14 protein-coding genes are annotated in these 17572 nt (G+C 61.7%); 2 read left to right on the top strand and 12 right to left on the bottom strand.

Annotation, left to right across the window (positions count from 1 at the left end; genetic code table 11):
• Nucleotides 1–277: 277 nt before the first annotated feature.
• From H3T88_RS05900 to H3T88_RS05845, 12 genes are all read right to left on the bottom strand, one after another.
• On the bottom strand, nt 278–2050 hold the full coding sequence (locus H3T88_RS05900) for a DNA repair protein RecN (protein ID WP_198203887.1): 1773 nt from the start codon (nt 2048–2050) through the stop codon (nt 278–280).
• Nucleotides 2050–2988 (bottom strand): NAD kinase, encoded by a 939-nt coding sequence (locus tag H3T88_RS05895; RefSeq protein WP_198203886.1) that lies wholly within the window; start codon nt 2986–2988, stop codon nt 2050–2052. Before H3T88_RS05895 ends, H3T88_RS05900 begins: the two co-directional genes overlap by 1 nt.
• 70 nt (nt 2989–3058) lie before the next feature.
• Nucleotides 3059–4372, bottom strand: a complete 1314-nt coding sequence (clpX, locus tag H3T88_RS05890; RefSeq protein WP_198203885.1) for an ATP-dependent Clp protease ATP-binding subunit ClpX — start codon at nt 4370–4372, stop codon at nt 3059–3061.
• 145 nt (nt 4373–4517) lie between these two features.
• Nucleotides 4518–5186, bottom strand: a complete 669-nt coding sequence (locus H3T88_RS05885) for an ATP-dependent Clp protease proteolytic subunit (RefSeq protein WP_198203884.1) — start codon at nt 5184–5186, stop codon at nt 4518–4520.
• A 9-nt stretch (nt 5187–5195) separates the two neighbouring features.
• Nucleotides 5196–5783: an ATP-dependent Clp protease proteolytic subunit gene (locus H3T88_RS05880; protein ID WP_029678947.1), complete on the bottom strand. Its 588-nt coding sequence runs from the start codon at nt 5781–5783 to the stop codon at nt 5196–5198.
• A 179-nt stretch (nt 5784–5962) separates the two neighbouring features.
• Entirely contained in the window at nt 5963–7339 is a 1377-nt protein-coding gene (tig, locus tag H3T88_RS05875; RefSeq protein WP_110417063.1) for a trigger factor, read from the bottom strand.
• Between the two features lie 49 nt (nt 7340–7388).
• Nucleotides 7389–8675, bottom strand: a complete 1287-nt coding sequence (locus tag H3T88_RS05870) for an HRDC domain-containing protein (RefSeq protein WP_110417062.1) — start codon at nt 8673–8675, stop codon at nt 7389–7391.
• Between the two features lie 333 nt (nt 8676–9008).
• Nucleotides 9009–9890, bottom strand: a complete 882-nt coding sequence (pflA, locus tag H3T88_RS05865; RefSeq protein ID WP_015021700.1) for a pyruvate formate-lyase-activating protein — start codon at nt 9888–9890, stop codon at nt 9009–9011.
• Between the two features lie 98 nt (nt 9891–9988).
• Nucleotides 9989–12364, bottom strand: a complete 2376-nt coding sequence (gene pflB, locus H3T88_RS05860) for a formate C-acetyltransferase (protein WP_198203883.1) — start codon at nt 12362–12364, stop codon at nt 9989–9991.
• A gap of 264 nt (nt 12365–12628) precedes the next feature.
• Nucleotides 12629–12844, bottom strand: coding sequence for a hypothetical protein (locus tag H3T88_RS05855; protein WP_198203940.1), 216 nt, complete (start codon nt 12842–12844; stop codon nt 12629–12631).
• 5 nt (nt 12845–12849) lie between these two features.
• Complete coding sequence (locus tag H3T88_RS05850) at nt 12850–14529, bottom strand: NAD+ synthase (protein ID WP_415873723.1); 1680 nt, start codon at nt 14527–14529, stop codon at nt 12850–12852.
• A gap of 83 nt (nt 14530–14612) precedes the next feature.
• Nucleotides 14613–16295, bottom strand: a complete 1683-nt coding sequence (locus H3T88_RS05845) for an MFS transporter (protein ID WP_198203882.1) — start codon at nt 16293–16295, stop codon at nt 14613–14615.
• Between the two features lie 206 nt (nt 16296–16501).
• On the opposite strand from H3T88_RS05845, the gene H3T88_RS05840 reads away from it, so the two are divergent.
• The gene (locus H3T88_RS05840; protein ID WP_198203881.1) at nt 16502–17209 is read left to right on the top strand and encodes a TetR/AcrR family transcriptional regulator; all 708 of its coding nucleotides are present in this window, start codon (nt 16502–16504) and stop codon (nt 17207–17209) included.
• Complete coding sequence (locus H3T88_RS05835; protein WP_015021694.1) at nt 17200–17571, top strand: YccF domain-containing protein; 372 nt, start codon at nt 17200–17202, stop codon at nt 17569–17571. The genes H3T88_RS05840 and H3T88_RS05835 overlap by 10 nt, the downstream gene beginning before the upstream one ends.
• Nucleotide 17572 lies beyond the last annotated feature (1 nt).

The following is a 17572-nucleotide window of genomic DNA, read 5'->3' as shown; positions in this document are numbered from 1 at the left end:
CACAAATTCAGGCAAACGGCCATCAGAATCAGGTTGCCGCCTCATTACTCAAGCCGAGGACGGACACGGTGTACGCAACGAAAAATCCAACATCATCGTACCGCATGGCCACCAACAGCCAAATGAGTACGGCCAAAGCATCAAAACGAAAAGCAGCAAAATGACAGATGTCCAGCACGAAGTGGCAAGGCCGCAAAAAGCAGCAATGTCGCCAAGATTTGTCAAAGTCACTAAATCGACGAACGTTGGCACGACAAAGCGTAGACGGCAACCAGACCTATCGGGCCTGGAGCCTGCTGGAGGCCAGAAGCTCCCGAGCGTGCTTCAGGGAGGTCGTGGACTCACTGCCAGCCAGCATCCGGGCGATCTCCCGCTCTCTGTCTTCGCCCTCTACCTGGCGGACCAGGGTCTCTACAGCATCGCCACCTTCACGTCCTTTGGCCACGACGAACTGTCGGTCGGCCCAGGAAGCCACCTGCGGCAGGTGGGTGACCACAATAACCTGGGCGGTGACGGACAGCCGTGCCAGACGGCGACCCAGCTCGACGGCAGCACGACCGCCGACACCGGCATCCACCTCGTCGAAGATGAAGGTCATCGTCGGGCCGCCAACCTGGGAATCGAGACCAGTATGTCCATGGCCAGACCCGTCAGGCCCCGATGAGGTCCGGCCTTCGGCGGCCACCAGCTCCAAGGCCAGCATGAGCCTGCTGAGTTCGCCGCCCGAGGCGCTCTTACCCATAGGCAGCAGGTCCGAACCTGGATATGGTCTGAAGAGAAAATCAACCTGGTCCAGACCATGCCCGTCCATCTCCTGGTCCTGGCGTGGCCTGACGCGGATCTCCAGCCCGGCGCCCGACATGGCCAGAGAGTGCAATTCGCCGTCAACAAGATCGCTCAGTCTTCGTGCAGCCTTGGCTCGAGACGCAGACAGAGTCCGTGCCGCTTTCAAGGCGCTTCCGTGAAGCTGCTCAACCTGTCCTTGGAGCTCCTCCAGCTTCTCGGGTGAGGCATCCATGTCTTCAAGCTCGAACGCAGCCTTCTTGCGCCAGGCCAGAACGTCGTCGATATCCGGTCCCCAGCGTCGGGTCAGCTCATCCAGATCGTGGATGCGGGCGTTGATCTTGTCCAGATCGCCCTCCTGGCCTTCGTCATCCAATTGGCTACTCAGGGTGAAGACCAGATCAGACAGATCAGCATTCAGCGACCGCAGCCGCTGGGCCGACTCCTGAAAGACCCCCTCCACACCGATGCCTTCCAAAGCGGCAATGGCCCGTTCGACCAGTGCCGTGGCCGATGGTGCGTCAGCATCAGGGTCGATTTGGCCGGAGTCCAAGGCGGACAGCGCGGACATGACTCCCTGACTGATCTGGGCAGCATGCTCAATCCGGTCCCGCTGGGCCTTGAGTTCACGATCCTCGCCGGAATGAGGGTCAACGCGGTCAATCCGGGCAATGGATTCACGAAGATAATCAGCTTGGGCCATCGCGCCGGACTGCTGGTTACGCAGCTCCTCCAGATGGTCCTGAGCCTGTCGGTACTGCCTGAAAGCCTTGGAAAAAGCCTCCAACTGCGGGCCGTCACCGGCATAGACATCCAGAAATTCGCGCTGCCGGGCCGGGCTGGCCATACGCATCTGATCCGCCTGGCCATGGACAGTGACCAGCATCCCAGCCACCTCCTCCAACAGGCCACGAGGGGCCTTCCTGCCGTTCAGAGCAGCACGGGAACGCCCCTTGACCGGCATGGTTCGTGCCAGGAAGATCTGCCCCTCATCCTCCAAGGGCAGGCCAGCCTCGGTTACGGCAGCAATCACTGGATTCTCGCCTCCTGCCGCTCCAGCATCGAAAATCCCCTGGACCCACGACTCACGTGCTCCAGGCGACACCAACTGCGGACGGGCAGCGGACCCCGAGATCAGTCTGATGGCGTTGAGGAGCATGGACTTGCCGGCCCCGGTCTCCCCGGTGATGGCCGTCATGCCCGCAGCAGGCCGTAGCAAAGCATGATGGATGGGACCCAGGTCTCGTACTTCCAGCTCTTCCAGCATCAGTGCTCCTTGTTCGACTCCGGCGGCTCCCCCTGATTCTGCCCATTCGCAGCCACCGAGGGGCGATGCTGCTCCCTCCAGCCGACCACCGGCAGGTCGAACTTGGAGACCAGTCGTCTGGTGAAGGGCACCCCCGACAGCCTGGCCAGCCTCAGGATGTCATGGGACTGACGCACCACAATGCGGGACCGCTTGGGCACTGGCCGTTGACGGCGTCCGTCGTTGCAGATCCAGCCGGCCGACTGGGAATCACCCAGAACATCCAGGGTGAACTGCGACTTCGGGCCGATGATCAGGGACCTGGCGAAGAGGGCGTGGGCAGCAATGGGCACCATCTGCAACGACTGCGCATCCGGCCAGACGATGGGCCCGCCCACCGAAAAGGCATAGGCCGTCGATCCGGTCGGGGTGGCCACAATCATGCCGTCGCAGCCGAAGGAACTCATCTCCACATCGTCCACTCGGACCGATACCTCGATCATCTTGCCCCGATCATATCGTTCCAGGGTCATGTCATTAAGGGCCCAGTCGCTCAGTGGTCGATCGGCTCCGGGTATCCACAGGTCCACGTGGGCCACCATGCGCTCGTCGATGGAGTAGTCATGATCGGCCACCCGGCGAATGGCCTCACCAATCTGGAAGCTCTCGAACTCCGCCAGGAATCCTACATGACCCAGGTTGACCCCCAGGATGGGCACCTGGGTGCCCTTGACCAGCTCCGCAGCCCGCAGAATGGTTCCATCGCCGCCCAGAACAATGACTATCTCGGTGTCGTCGGCCACCTTCTGGCTGGGGCTGCCGAATTCCGGGGCGGCAATATTGTCGACAATCGAGACGCGAAATCCATCCCGGCGCAGCTGCTCCTCGACCTCATCCACCAGGTGGCCGCTTGCCCGGACCCGGCTGTGCGTAACCACGACAGCGCTACGAGCACCCATGGGGCCTCCCTTCCGGCATCAATGATCATCCTATCGGGCCCGGCCAACAGCGGCGCACATCGTGGCGGGGTCAGGCCAAACGACGACCAACAACTGCCGTCATGCCCTGCCCGGTCTCATACCGGGGCGATCCTGTCCCGTCCACGGCATCGGCATCCACCACAACACGGGAGACATCCGTCCTGTCCGGCAGCTCGAACATGGTCGCCTCAAGGGTGTGCTCGATGATTCCCCGCAACCCTCGGGCGCCGACCTTGCGCTCCAGGGCGACGGCCGCAACCCGATCCAGGGCGGCATCCGTGAAGACCAGATCAGCCCCGTCATCCAGGAACATGCGCCGGTACTGGTCGACCAGGGCATTGTCCGGTTCGGTCAGCACCCTCCGCAGCTCATCGGCACCCAGCGGCTCCAAGGTGGAGATGACCGGCAATCGCCCCACAAACTCGGGAAGCAGGCCAAACTGTTCCAGATCCTCGGCCCTGACCTGGCTCATGACCCGGTCGTCGGGCACCCTGTCAGTCCCCTGAGTAGCCGAGAATCCGCTCTCACGCAGGCCCAGCCGCCGGCGTACGATCTCCTCAAGGCCGACGAAGGCGCCGCCACAGATGAAGAGGATATTGGACGTGTCCATGACGACCGTGCGGACATCACCGTGCCGCCGCGAACCCTGTACCGGCACACGGGCCTGGGTGCCCTCGATAATCTTGAGCAGGGCCTGCTGGACCCCCTCGCCGGACACGTCACGGGTGATGGAGGTGTTCTCCCCGGATTTTCTGGCGATCTTGTCGATCTCGTCGATGTAGATGATCCCCCGTTGGGCCAGGTCCATATTGCCGTCGGCGGCCTGGAGCAGCCCCTGCAGGACGGACTCCACGTCCTCGCCCACATAACCCGCCTCGGTCAGGCTGGTCGCATCCACAATGACGAAGGGGACGTTCATGATGGTTGCCAAGGTTCGTGCCAGGTAGGTCTTGCCTACGCCGGTGGGACCCATGAGCAGGATGTTGGACTTGTCCACCTGGACGCGTGGGGCAGCATTCTTGCGTTCAAACGCAGTGTCTGCAGCACGCCCACGGTCGCCCAGATCCATGTTGACGCGCTTGTAGTGGTTGTAGACCGCCACCGACAGCGTGCGCTTGGCGGCCTCCTGGCCGATGACATACCGGTTCAGATAGGCGAATATCTTTGAGGGTGCAGGCAGGGTCACCCGCTGGTCGGCAGCGTCCTTGGCCATGTCCTCCTGAATGATCTGGGCGCATAGACGTATGCATTCGTCGCAGATGGCGCAGGAAGGACCCTTGACCAGGCGGCGCACCTGGTGCTCATCCTTGCCGCAGAACTCGCAGCGATTCAGTCCGTCATTGTAGCTGACCACACGGCCCATGGCTCTCCCTTCCCGGAGAATCCGCAAGAATCGCCGAAATCAAATTCTAACTGGCATCGTCCATGATGCCAAAAACGTCCGGAGGCCGTGGGTCCCAGGGGCCCGCCGCCATCCGGACGATCAATCATGCGCGTAGTCACCGGAGCTAGTTGCGGTGCTCCAGGACCTCGTCCACTATCCCGTAGTCCTTTGCCTGCTGGGCGGTCAGAATGGTGTCCACCTCGATGTCCTTGCGGATCTTCTCCACATCCTGACCGGTGTGCTTGGCCAGGGTCTCCTCCAGCCAGGTGCGCATGCGCAGCATCTCCTTGGCCTGGATTTCGATCTCGGTGGCCTTGCCGAAGTCCTGCTCCATGGCCGGCTGGTGAATCAGTACACGGGCGTTGGGCAGGATCAGACGCTTGCCCTTGGTGCCGGCCGCCAGGAGAACTGCAGCGGCCGAGGCGGCCTGGCCCAGGCAGACAGTCTGTACATCGGGCTTGATGTACTGCATGGTGTCATAGATGGCGGTCATGGCCGTCATGGATCCCCCCGGCGAGTTGATGTAGATGATCACGTCGCGGTTGGAATCCTGGCTCTCCAGAACCAGGAGCTGGGCCATGATGTCATCCGATGAAGTGTCATCCACCTGGACGCCCATGAAGATGATCCTGTCGTCGAAGAGCCTGGTGTAGGGGTCCTGGCGCTTGTAGCCGTATGGGGTGCGCTCCTCGAACTGCGGCAGCACATAGCGGTCGGTGGGCACAGCGGCCAGGCCGCGAGGGCCTGCCAGTCGACGGGCCCGTGCTACGAATTGCGCTTCTTCAGATGCCATATGGAGTGCTCACTTCCCTTGATCCGCGGTCATAGTGCCGTGGGTGGTCACGATCCGGTCGACAAAGCCGTACTCCAGGGCCTGCTGGGCCGTGAACCAGTGATCGTATTCGTTGTCCCGGTAGATCTCTTCCAGGGTGTGGCCGGTCTGCTCGGCTGTCAACTGGGAGAGTGTGCGCTTCATGTCCATGATCAGCTCGGCGTTGATCCTGACATCAGTGGCCGTGCCTCCAACGCCGCCCGAGGGCTGATGCATGAGCACCCGCGCGTGGGAGGTGACGAAACGCTTGCCCTTGGCCCCGCTGGAGAGGAGGAACTGACCCATTGAAGCCGCCATGCCGACTGCAACAGTGGCCACGTCGGGCTCGATCAGCTGCATGGTGTCGTAGATGGCCATGCCGGCCGTAATGGAACCGCCAGGCGAATTGATATAGAGCCAGATATCCTTCTTGGGATCCTCGGCCGCCAGCATCAGCATCTGTGCGCAGATGACGTTGGCGTTGGCGTCCTTGACCTCGTCCCCCAGCCAGATGATCCTGTCCTTGAGCAGTCGGTTGAAGATGGGATCGGTCGGCGTAGGGGCCTCCCCTTCCTCCATCACAGGACTGGTTGCCAATGAGTTGTTCACCCTGTCTCCTTCGATAAACGTATCTGTATTGAGAGTAGCCCCCGCAATCGACGCGGCCTCGGTCTTTCTGCTCTTTGCGCAACCGCTATGACAGGGCCGCACCCAGTTGCGAAACAGCCTGGATGCGGCCCTGTACCTTGCTTAGAAAGCTACTCCTGATCCTGGGAGAGCTGGTCAGCCACTTCAGCCGCGGCGGAGGCAGCCTGGACACTCTCGTCCTGCTCCTCCTGGGCCTCGGGCTCATCCTCGCCCAGGAAGCGGCTCAGGTCAACCTCCTGGCCATCGGGATCCTTGAAGGTGACGGCCCGCATGCCGGCCAGCATGCCCTTGGAGCGACCGACCTCCTGCACAGCCGAACCCAGCTGGCCATTGCGGACGATGCCGTTGATGAAGGCGCTGGGGTCCATGCCGTACTGCTGGGCAATGGAGGCCAGGAAGTTGGTTACGTCGGCCTGGCTGACCGTGATGCCCAGCTTCTCAGCCAGAGCGTCCAGGGTCATCTGGTCGCGCAGTTCCTTCTCCACGCTCTCCTCGGCTTCGGTCTTCTCGTCCTTGCTGGCCTTGTCGGGATCCTTGCCGGTGTTCTTAAGCTGATCGGTCACCATGGACTGCTTGATACCCTTGGGCACCGGGATGTCCAAGCCCTCCTGGAGCTTGGCAATGAAGGCATCGCGGGCATCAGTGGCCTGCCGACCCTCGGCATCCACCTGGCACTGCTTGCGTACGTCCTCGCGCAGCTCCTCCAGGGTCTCGAACTCCGAGGCCTCCTTGGCGAACTCGTCATCCAGGTCGGGCAGCTCCTCGGCCTTGACCGAGTTGACCTTGACCTTGATCTGGGCCTTCTCGCCCTGGTGCTCGCCGGCCTCCAGGGTTCCCTCAAAGGTGGTCTCTTCTCCGGCGGACAGCCCGTCCAGGGCCTCATCCAAACCATCCAGCATGGTGTTGGAGCCCAGCTCGTAGCTGACTCCCTGCTGGGAGTCCACGGACTCGCCGTCGATGACGGCGTCAAGGTCGATGTTGGCGTAGTCGCCCTTGGATGCGGGGCGATCCACGCTGACCAGGGTGCCGAAGCGCTGACGCAGGTTGTCCAGCCGCTTGTCCACGTCCTCGTCGGTGACGGCGGGCTTGGGGACCTCAATCTCCATGCCCTCAATCTCGGGCAGCTCGAACTTGGGACGAATCTCGACCTCGGCGGTGAACTTGAGCTTGGTGTCGTCCTTGGCCGAGGAGGGAATGTCTTTTACATCAATCTGCGGCTGCGCCATGGCGTGCAGCTGCTTCTCCTCCAGAGCCTTGGAGTAGAGTTCGGGCACACCGGCGTTGACGGCCTCGCCCGCCACGCTGGCAAAGCCCACGCGCTGATCGATGATGGGTCCGGGCACATGGCCCTTACGGAAGCCGGGGATGGTCACCTGCTTGCCGATCTCCTTACGGGCCTGATCCAGGTAGGGGTTCAGCTCATCGGGATCGACGGTGATGGTGAGCCTGACCTTGGTGGGCTCGAGGTTTCTGACGCTGATTTTCACGCTGCGCTCCAATTCATCCAAACCGTTTGATCTGCCAGTAAGGCAACCGTTACATAATAGCGCGAGTCAGGGACTCTGACAGGAGCGAAACCTGCCAGGGGCGGGCGCCCTCCTGACGCAGGAAGTCGGCCACATCACGCTGTTCCGGTTCGTCAGTCCAGCAGAGGTTGCGCAGGTAGCGGGGCTTGATCAAAATCTCGTCAGGGGTGTTGGTCCGGTGTCCCACTTCAGTCACCGCCTTGCGCGCTGCCTCCAGCCTGGCAAACCGGTCGGGATGGCGGTGCCGCCAGACCTGCATGGACTTGGGGGCGTTGGTCTCCTCACACCGAGGCTTGGGAGACACCGGCAGCTTTTCGGTGGGCAGACTCAGCGCTTCCAGAATGGCCTGTTTCCAGACCGAGGGCCTGACCCGGCGCTGGATGGGGGCATAGCGCTCAAACATCCGGTCCTGCTCGCCGCCGGTGTGGATCCTGACCCGCTCGTTCAAGGACCGGATGGCCCGGAATTGGGCGTTGTTATGCGGCTTGAGCCTGCCGGCCTCGATGATGGCCTTGTCGGGCAGGAGGAGCGTCGGAGCGATGTCGTAGCGCCGGGCCAACCGGTTTCGGGTGGTCCACAGGGAACGGGCCACGGCCAGGCCTCGGCGGTCGTTGTGCAGGGCGTTGATGTGCGAGATATGCCGCCAGGGCTGCTCGGGCTTCGGCTTGGGAACTTTGCCCTGCTCCAGCAGCCAGGCGAATTCCTGCCTGGCCCACTCATCCTTGCCGTGACGGCGCAGGTCCTCCAGTTCGCGCGTTCGTAACTGATTCAACAGTTCCACGTCCAAGGCGGCGTAATTGCGCCAATCGCGCGGCAGTGGACGATATGACCAGTCTGCGGCAGAGTGTTCCTTGGCCAACGTCAGCCCCAGGTAGTGCGCGGTCACTGCAGACAGACCATAATGACCCAGGTTGAGCATCCTGGCCGCCAACTCGGTGTCGAAGAGCGATGAGGGCCTCATGCCCAGCGCATAGAAGCCGGGTAAATCCTGAGGGGAGTCATGAATGATCCATTGGGCCCCATCAACAGCCTTATTGAATTCAGACCAGTCACAGCCCGCCTGCATCAGAGCAGGTGGGTCCAGCAGAAATATCCCCGACCCCTGGCGCTTGAACTGCACCAGGTAGTCATCGTGGCCGTAGCGGAAGCCGGAGGCCCGTTCAGCATCCGCGGCCAACGCACCGCTCCCCCGGGAGAGCATCCGACAGGCCCGGCGGTATCCGGCCATATCATCGATGACCGACGGCACACCCTGGGCGGGCTCTGAAAGCAGCTGCGTCTGAGGATCCGTGGTCACCTGCGCTCAACCTCTTTTATAGTTTGTCTTTCATCACGCCACCGGGCTGACCGGCCCGGAAAACACACGTCTGAAAGCATAGTCCATGGCCTCAACCCGCTGACAATTCTTACTAAGCATGCATGGTCGACAATTTATCGATTCACGGAGCCGGTCATTCACTGAATCCGGAATTGATTGAGCGGTTCTTCATGAAGTCGGTCATTCGTTGCTTGGCCGACTGACCTTCGCTCAGGCAGACAAAACTCCCCACGGTGTTCGCCGTGGGGAGCGACAGGAAAATTAATCTGATTGCTCCTGGACCCGCTCAAGAACGAAATTGGGTTCTATGGCTTAGTAGACCACGAAGCCGTGGGCCTCCAGCTGCTTCTTGACCCGATCCTTCAGGGCCGCGGAGGGACCTTTGGCGTCTTCCAGCGGGTAGGGAATGCGCAGCTCATGCCACTTGGGCCGTCCTAGCTGATGAAAAGGAAGCACATCAATGTGCTCAATGGCGTCCTTGAATTGTTCACATACCCGGGCAACATTCTCGACATTCTCCTCGGAGTCGGTCAACCCAGGCACCAGCACGAAGCGGACCCAGATCTTACTGCCACGGGCAGCCAGACGCTTGCCGAATTCGATTGTGGGTGCCAGCGTGCCGCCGGTCACCTTCTTGTAAGTGGCCTCGTCGCCGGATTTGACATCCAGCAGGCACAGGTCAATATCGTCAATCATGGCATCGGTGTAGTTGCGATTGAGAAAGCCCGAGGTGTCCAGGCAGGTGTGGACGCCCATCTCCTTGGCAGCTCGGAAGACACGTGATACAAAGGCAGCCTGCATCATGGACTCGCCACCGCTGAAGGTGATTCCGCCACCCGTGCTCTTGAAGAGGTCCTGGTAGCGGGCCACCTTGTCGATCATGGCCTGCAGATATACGGGCTGGCCATCGCGCATCTTCCAGGTGTCGGGGTTCTGACAGTACTGGCAGCGCAGGGGACATCCGCTCATGAAGACGGTCATCCTTGTGCCCGGCCCGTCCACTGAGGTGTTGATGTCCCAGGAGTGAACAAATCCGATATCGCCCGTGCGTAAGGCATTCATGCGGTCGTGCCGGTCCAGTCCAATGGGTGATTCGAACCCCGAAAGGCCGCCCATCAGGGTCTGGCTCTGGTAGACCTTGGATTCCTTGAGCATGTGCGGCTGTGTGGTATGGAAGGTGGTGGTCTCCGTCATCGGATCCTCCTGAAAAAGACGAAAAGGGGGCGGGGCCTTGGTGCGCCCCGCCCCATGATTCACCGTCTCATCAACGGTTGACTATCGCACAAGTGCGATCAGTCGGTCACCGCGCCCTGGTGGAAGGTGCGGGAAATCACGTCGAGCTGCTGCTCGCGGGTCAGCTTGACGAAGTTGACGGCGTAACCCGAGACGCGCACGGTCAGGTGCGGGTACTTCTCGGGGTGCTCGACGGCATCCTCCAGCTGCTCCTTACGCAGGACGTTGATGTTGGCGTGGTAGAGCCCGTGGCCGTTGCCGGCATCCAGGATGCCCACCAGGTTGTTGATGCGCTCATCCTCGTCGCGGCCCAGGCCGTCAGGGGTAATCGTATTGGTCAGCGAGATGCCGTCCAGGGCGTCGTCGTAGTCGATCTTGCCCACGGAGAACATGGAGGGCAGCATGCCGTGCGAATCCATGCCGTTCTCGGGGTTGGCGCCGGGAGCATACGGGGTGCCCTTCTTGTGGCCGGAGGGGAAGGACCCGGTGTTCTTGCCATACTCCACGTTGGAGGTGATGGTCAGGATGGACTGGGTCGGCACAGCGCCACGATAGACGGGCAGACGCTTGATCTGGCCCATGACGGTGGAGACGGTCCACTTGGCCAGGTCGTCGGCGCGATCGTCGTCGTTGCCGTAGATCGGGAACTCGCCGACGGTCTTGTAGTTGACGATCAGGTCGTCGTCAGCGCCCTCGACATACTCAGGAGTGCCCTTGGCATCCTTGTTGTAGATCGGGTAGACCTTGGCGTACTTGATGGCCGACAGGGAGTCAGCGGCGATGGACAGGCCGGACATGCCGCAACCAAGTGTGCGGTAGACCTCCTTGTCGTGCAGGGCCATCTCAATGGACTCGTAGTCGTACTTATCGTGCATGTAGTGGATGATGTTCAGAGCCTCGACGTAGGTCTCGCTCAGCCACTGCAGGGCCTTCTCGTAGTTGTCCTTGACCTCCTGGAAGTCCAGAGAACCGTCTTCCTTGGGGGTGACAGGCTTGATTACGTCCTTGTCGATGACCTGCATGCCGGTCATCTCGTCACGGCCGCCGTTCATGGCGTAGAGCAGGGCCTTGGCGGAGTTGACACGGGCGCCGAAGAACTGCATCTGCTTGCCGACCCTCATGGGGGACACGCAGCAGGCGATGGCTGCGTCATCACCCCAGTGGGCACGAATGTCCTTGTCGGACTCGTACTGGATGGCGGAGGTGTCGATGGAGATACGAGCGCAGAAGCGCTTGTAGCCCTCGGGCAGCTTCGGATCCCAGAAGATGGTGATGTTGGGCTCGGGGCCGGGTCCAAGGTGCTCCAGAGTCAGAGTTGCCAGCAGACGGAAGGAGGTCTTGGTGACCAGGGGCCTGCCGTCGTCGCCGAAACCAGCGTCGGACCAGGTGGCCCAGTAGGGGTCGCCCGAGAAGATGTTGTCGTAGTCCTTGGTCCGCAGGAAGCGCACGATGCGAAGCTTCATCACGATGTTGTCGATGATCTCCTGGGCATCGGTCTCGTCGATCAGGCCAGCAGCCAGATCACGCTCGAAGTAGACGTCGAAGAAGGCGGACAGACGGCCGATGGACATGGCGGCGCCGTCCTGGCTCTTGACCGAGGCCAGGTAGGCCATGTAGGTCCACTGGACAGCTTCCTTGGCGTTCATGGCGGGACGGCTCAGATCCAGGCCGTACTCCTTACCCAGGGTAAGCAGCTGCTTCAGAGCCTTGATCTGCTCGGCATGCTCCTCGCGGAAGCGGATCCAATGCTCGATCTCTTCCTCGGTGAAGTCGTTACGGTAAGGAATCGAATCCTTGTCGGCCTTCTTGCGGGCAATCAGCTCATCAATGCCGTAGAGGGCCACACGACGGTAGTCGCCAATGATGCGGCCACGGCCGTAAGCATCGGGCAGACCGGTCAGAATCTTGTTGTGGCGGGCCAGCTTGATCCTCTTGGTGTAAACGTCGAAGACGCCATCGTTATGGGTCTTGCGATACCGGGTGAAGATCTTCTTGACCTCGGGGTCGGGCTCCTTGCCAGCCTCCTTGAGGGCCTGCTCAACCATGCGCCAGCCGCCATAGGGCATCATCGCACGCTTGCAGGGAACGTCGGTCTGCATGCCGACGATCACGTCGTCTTGAGTCTCGCCGGCAGGCTTGCCGTCGATGTATCCGGCTGGGAAGGCGTCAATGCCCGCCGGGGTGTGGGTATCCACGTCGTAAACGCGCTGCTTGCGCTCTACGGCAAGGAAATTGTCATCCAGGTAATTCCACAGGAACTTGGTCTTCTCGGTGGCCGGTTCCAGGAAGGATTCGTCACCGGTGTACGGCGTGTAGTTCTTTTGGATGAAGTCACGAACGTCGATGTCTTTCTTCCAGTCCTCGCCCTTGAAGCCCTTCCAAGCCTTGGCTTGCAGCTCTGCGGGAGAGACGGTGTTGGTCTCAACTGCTGTCATAGTCAACTCCTTGTTGATATGGTCAATGGCGCTTCCTCACACCACTGTCACTTTCAAGTATAGGGTGCGCATTACCACGGGAAACCGAATCGTGACGTGAGCTATATCACACTGCATGAAGACTCGCAATGGGCGCCACGCCCATATCCTGCGAGTGCGCCCAGCACACCGCCTGAGCCCCGAGCCGTTCTGACTGTATGGTCAACTGGCTCGCCAAGACTATCGAGCAATCCTGCGGTAGCTTCATCTGTCAGCTGATGACTGTCACTGTCCAGGATCACCCTCCCAGGCCTGCCGCCAGCGTCGGTCCTCTTCATCCCATTCCTTGTTCCGGCGTTTGGCGATCTTCCAGGCATCGAGGGCCTCCTGCCTGCTGCGATAGGGGCCCATCCGCCTGTCCTGCGGAGACAGCTTGCCCTGCTCGGGTTTGCCGGTGACGGTGTTGAAGTACCAGGCCGTTCGCTCCTCTTGGGAACCCATGGCCATCACTCCCTGAAGGCGTTGGTGACGGGCAGCCGGCGGTCACGGCCGAAGGCTAGGGAGGTTACCTTGGGCCCCAGCGGGTACTGGCGCCGCTTCCACTCGGCCCGATCAACCAAGCGCATGACCGTATCGACCGTATCAGGATCGAAGCCGTCGGTCAGAAGGTCGGCCCGACCATGCGCATGCTCGATGTATGCCTCCAGAACCTTGTCAAGCAGGCTGTAGTCTGGCAGGGAATCAGAATCCTTCTGCCCTTGGCGTAGCTCGGCCGAAGGCGGCTTGACGATGGAATTGGTCGGAATGGGCTCACGTTCACCCTTTGCCTGAGCCTGGGCGTTGCGCCAGCGGGCCAGCTGCCAGACCCGGGTCTTGAGCAGATCCTTGATGGGCGCGTAGCCGCCGACCGCATCGCCATAGATAGTCGAATAGCCGCAGGCCAGCTCGGACTTGTTGCCTGTGGCCAGTGCCAGAAGCCCCTCGGCATTGGCGTAGGCCATGACGATGACGCCACGTATCCGAGCCTGCAGGTTCTCTTCAGCCACCCCTTCCAGGTGCAGCTGCCCTTGGAAGGCATCGAATTCCGGTTCTATGGCTTGGACCACGTAACGCACGCCCAGACGCTGAGCCAGGTCGGCAGCATCATCCCGGGAGCCTTCCGAGGAGTAGCGGCTGGGCATGGAGATGCCGCGCACATGCTCCCCTCCGCAGGCATCCGCGGCCATGGTGGCCACCAGGGCCGAGTCGATTCCACCTGAGAGTCCCAGACAGACACCCGTGAAGTGGTTCTTGACCATATAGTCCTTTAGACCCAGCACACAGGCCCGATAGACCTCCTCGTCCCCAGGCATCTCTTCCACCATGCAGGACTGGCTTGGCAGTGGGCGTTCCCCTTTTGCGGGCAGGGTCCACATGGACAGATCCTGGACGAATCTGGGCGAGCGCTCCAGCAGGGTGCCATCCTGGTCCACCACGAAACTGCCACCGTCAAAAACCAGATCATCCTGCCCGCCCACCTGATTCAGATAGAGCAGGGGCGCGCCGACCTGTTTGGCCCGGCGAGCCGCCAACTCGTAGCGGACATGCCCCTTACCTTCCTCGTAGGGGGAGCCATTGATGGTCACCAAGAGGTCGATGTCCCGGGCAGCCAGGTCACTGAGGGGATTGCCCTCCTGCCAGATGTCCTCGCAGATGGCGAGCCCAATCCGGTGCCCCTGCACCTCCAGAACCACGGTTCTATCCCCGGGGGTGAAAATCCTGTACTCGTCAAAAACACCGTAGTTGGGCAGGAAGTGCTTGTCGTAGCCGGCTTCGACCCGACCCTGGTGCAGGACCACCAGCCGGTTGCGGGGCCTGTCCTGATCCGTATCGGTGCCCACGGTCCCCACGATCACATACAGATGGCCCAGACCTTGTTCCTTCAGCTCCCCGGCCAGCCGGTCGGCCCGAGACCAGGCGGCCCGACGAAAGCTGGCACGAAATGCCAGATCCTCGATCGGATAACCGGTCAGGCTCATCTCGGGAAAGACCACCAGGGTCGCCCCTTGCCCAGCTGCCTTTCGCGAGTAGTCCATAATAATGTCGGCGTTGCCGTCAAGATCGCCCACACAGGTGTCGATCTGAGCCAGAGCCACCAGCAGATCGCCATCCCGCTGCGGCTGTTCCTCTTGTATGCCCATACCCATGATTCTAAACCGAGCCGCGGCCGGCCGACGAGCAGTCAGTCCCGAGGGGAGACCGCTACGAATAAAGCGGGTTTGCGAATGCCTCAGACCTTATCGGCGCCAGCCTTGCGGGCGGCCCGGCGCACCAGCACGGAGGCGACCAGCCCCAGGAGAAGCAGCAGGACTGCGAAGCCCATGGCCCACTGGGCGCCTTGAGTAAATCCCTCAGTCAGGGCGTTGGTCACCTGGGGGCCCAAGGCTCCCAGTCGACCCCCGGTGCCCTGGGCCCGCATGCCAACGATGGCGTTGCCGGCAGAGGACTGAACCGATCTGACCAGACCATCGGCCATCTGCGCCGAGATCCCCTTGAGAGCCCTCAGATGGCTTGGCAGCACCAGGCTCAGAGCCAAGGAGAGGGCGGAACCGGAGACTGCAGCACCCAAGGCGGTCCCCCACTGACGGATGGTGGACTGGGTGGCCGAAGCCTGGCCGGATTGGGCCACCGGAACACCGGAGAGCACCAGACTGGTCAGCTGTGCCGAGGCAAAGCCCAGGCCGGCACCGTAGATGATCAGAGTCAAAGTCATGTGCCAGACCGGCACAGACCCGCGCATGAGCAGAATGGACAGGGCCACGCCGATGATTTCCATCAGCAGGCCCGTCTGCACAGTGCCGCCGGCTCCCAGACGGGCTGAGACCACCCGTGCCAGACCCCCCGAAACAACTGATCCCAGGGCCATGACACCCAGGATGGATCCAGCCCCCAAGGGGCTCAAGCCTCTGGCGTTGATCAGATAGAGGGGCAGGATGAACATGACCGCGAACTGACCGGCGTTGACGATGGCGGCCGTGAGGTTGCCCCATCCAAAGGTGCCGATGGCGAACATGGATACGTCCAGGATAACCATCTTGCCCCTACCTGCCCTGGCCAGCTCGGTCAGAGCAAATGCAGCCAGCAGGGCCAGCCCCAGAACCAGACTGACCGGAACCGGCGACAGAGGCGCCGATGCGGACCAGTGCAACGGGCCCAGTTCAAGTGCGGCACGGGGATGCCACCAGCCGTAGGTCTGCCCCTCTATCAGCGCAAAGACCACCAGGGCCGATCCCAGGGCCGAAAGGAGTATGCCCTTCCAGTCGGCAAGCATCCCCCACCGGTCGCCACTCTGTCGAGGCGATGACTTGGTCTCTGGCACAAAGACTGCACTGGCCACGAGAACGATCAGTCCCAGGGGCAGATTGACCAGGAAAATCCACCGCCATCCGATGGTACTGGTGAAAACCCCGCCCAGGAAGGGGCCGACCGCTGCGGCGGATGACATGACGGCCCCCCAGATGCCGAATGCGGTAGCCCGATGGCGACCCCGGAAGGTGGCGGACACGGTAGACAGGGTCGATGGCATGACCAGGGAGCCACCGATTCCCTGAACGAGCCGGGCCAGGAGCAACAGTGTGCCAGAGGAGGCCGATGCGGCGAAGACGGAGCCCAGCACAAAGATGACCGTGCCCACCTGCAGAATCCGCTTGCGGCCTATCATGTCCCCCAACCGACCGGAAGGCAGGAGCAGGGCCGCCAGGACGATGCTGTAGAGGGCGGTCACCCACTGGGCTTGAGCAAGATTGATGTGGATGGCAGCGATGATGGATGGAATGGAGACGTTGACGATGGATGAATCCAGCACAATCATGGCCAGCCCCAGGGCCAACACCCAGAGGGCGCGCCAGGGCGGTGCCGTCTCCTGAGACTCTTGGCTGCCCTTCTTCAAGCCCATGCTTGCCGATCCGGTCATCAGATCTCCCCTCATCATGGTCTGCGATTTTTTGCGACTATACGTCGCGAAAACCTGTCTGGCAAGTTCACTCAGCGCGGACAAGCCGCAGGCTGAAGATACCTCGGCAGCTTGGCTCTACTGCGAATAGGCCATATCATATGCCCAAAGACCGGCCGAGCTCGATTCACAATCGCTGCACCCAGCAGACCGGACCAAGGAGGACCATGCCCAGGATTCGCGAATCCACGCTCCAGGAACACCGCGCCAAAACCCTGGACCAGATCATCGCCGCAGCCGAGGCCATCCTGCGCACCGGCGGACGAGGCCAACTGACCATGGCCGAAGTGGCCCGACGCACCAATCTGGCCCGGAACTCCCTCTACCGCTATGCCCGGGATACCGACCAGCTCTGCGACATGGTCATGGAACGGCATCTGCCGGACTGGGGCCAGGCCCTGGAGCAGGCCCTGGATCAGACGGACGACCCGCACCGGACGGTCGAGGTCTGGACTCGCACCAATCTGGAACAAGCAGGACTGCACGGACACGGATGGCTGATGAACCTCTATGCCGAGCAGCACGATGAGCAGTTACGCCAGACTCTGATCTACGGCAGTCCCTCCAATCCCCAGGAGCCCGTCCCAAGGAGCGATCGGTCCACGGACCGGCAGGCCCAAGCCCTGCTGGACTTCCACCGGCAGGTCAACCAGCCGCTGATCCAGGCATGGACAGCCCTACGGCCAGCTGATCCTGCCATGGGCGTGGAAGTGACGCGTGGCATCGTCCAATCCGGCATGCGACTGATCGATGCACTGGATCAGCAGCTTGCACCCGGGCAGCGGCAGGAACGACTGACTCTCATCATCAAGAAGGTGACCGCCTGCGCCAAGGCCGTCACCGCAACCCTGACGGAAGGACCTACATGCGCCTGATCGGCAATATCTGCTGGCTGCTGCTGGGGGGACTGGCCATCGCCCTGGCATGGACCCTGGTCGGCATCGTGCTCTGCCTGACGGTGGTGGGTATCCCCTTGGGGGTCCAGGCCTTCAAGATGGCCAGACTCACCCTGACCCCATTCGGCCGACAGGTCATCTATGGAGGCGGGCTGGGATCCTGGCTGGCCAACCTGCTTTGGATCATCCTGGGTGGCTGGTGGCTTGCTCTGGCCTATCTGGCAGCCGGGCTGGTCACCATGCTGACCGTGGTTGGCATACCCTTCGGCCTGCAGGCCTTCAAGATGGCCCGCCTGGCCCTGATGCCCTTCGGATCCTCGGTGCGCGTCGCCGTCTTATGAA

This window comes from Bifidobacterium sp. W8110 (assembly GCF_016101375.1).
GTDB classification, from domain to species: domain Bacteria; phylum Actinomycetota; class Actinomycetes; order Actinomycetales; family Bifidobacteriaceae; genus Bombiscardovia; species Bombiscardovia asteroides.
The sequence above is the reverse complement of the archived record's forward strand: the minus strand, read 5'-3'. Positions and strand labels throughout refer to the sequence as shown.

Bases quoted from the DNA above. Each gene is read 5' to 3' on its own strand.
- H3T88_RS05850 (WP_415873723.1), bottom strand. From the start codon at position 14,529: ATGGGTATGGGCATACAAGAGGAACAGCCGCAGCGGGATGGCGATCTG.
- pflB (WP_198203883.1), bottom strand. From the start codon at position 12,364: ATGACAGCAGTTGAGACCAACACCGTCTCTCCCGCAGAGCTGCAAGCC.
- clpX (WP_198203885.1), bottom strand. From the start codon at position 4,372: ATGGGCCGTGTGGTCAGCTACAATGACGGACTGAATCGCTGCGAGTTC.
- H3T88_RS05855 (WP_198203940.1), bottom strand. From the start codon at position 12,844: ATGGGTTCCCAAGAGGAGCGAACGGCCTGGTACTTCAACACCGTCACC.
- H3T88_RS05835 (WP_015021694.1), top strand. From the start codon at position 17,200: ATGCGCCTGATCGGCAATATCTGCTGGCTGCTGCTGGGGGGACTGGCC.
- H3T88_RS05900 (WP_198203887.1), bottom strand. From the start codon at position 2,050: ATGCTGGAAGAGCTGGAAGTACGAGACCTGGGTCCCATCCATCATGCT.
- H3T88_RS05880 (WP_029678947.1), bottom strand. From the start codon at position 5,783: ATGGAGGAAGGGGAGGCCCCTACGCCGACCGATCCCATCTTCAACCGA.
- H3T88_RS05885 (WP_198203884.1), bottom strand. From the start codon at position 5,186: ATGGCATCTGAAGAAGCGCAATTCGTAGCACGGGCCCGTCGACTGGCA.
- H3T88_RS05845 (WP_198203882.1), bottom strand. From the start codon at position 16,295: ATGACCGGATCGGCAAGCATGGGCTTGAAGAAGGGCAGCCAAGAGTCT.
- H3T88_RS05840 (WP_198203881.1), top strand. From the start codon at position 16,502: ATGCCCAGGATTCGCGAATCCACGCTCCAGGAACACCGCGCCAAAACC.
- H3T88_RS05895 (WP_198203886.1), bottom strand. From the start codon at position 2,988: ATGGGTGCTCGTAGCGCTGTCGTGGTTACGCACAGCCGGGTCCGGGCA.
- pflA (WP_015021700.1), bottom strand. From the start codon at position 9,890: ATGACGGAGACCACCACCTTCCATACCACACAGCCGCACATGCTCAAG.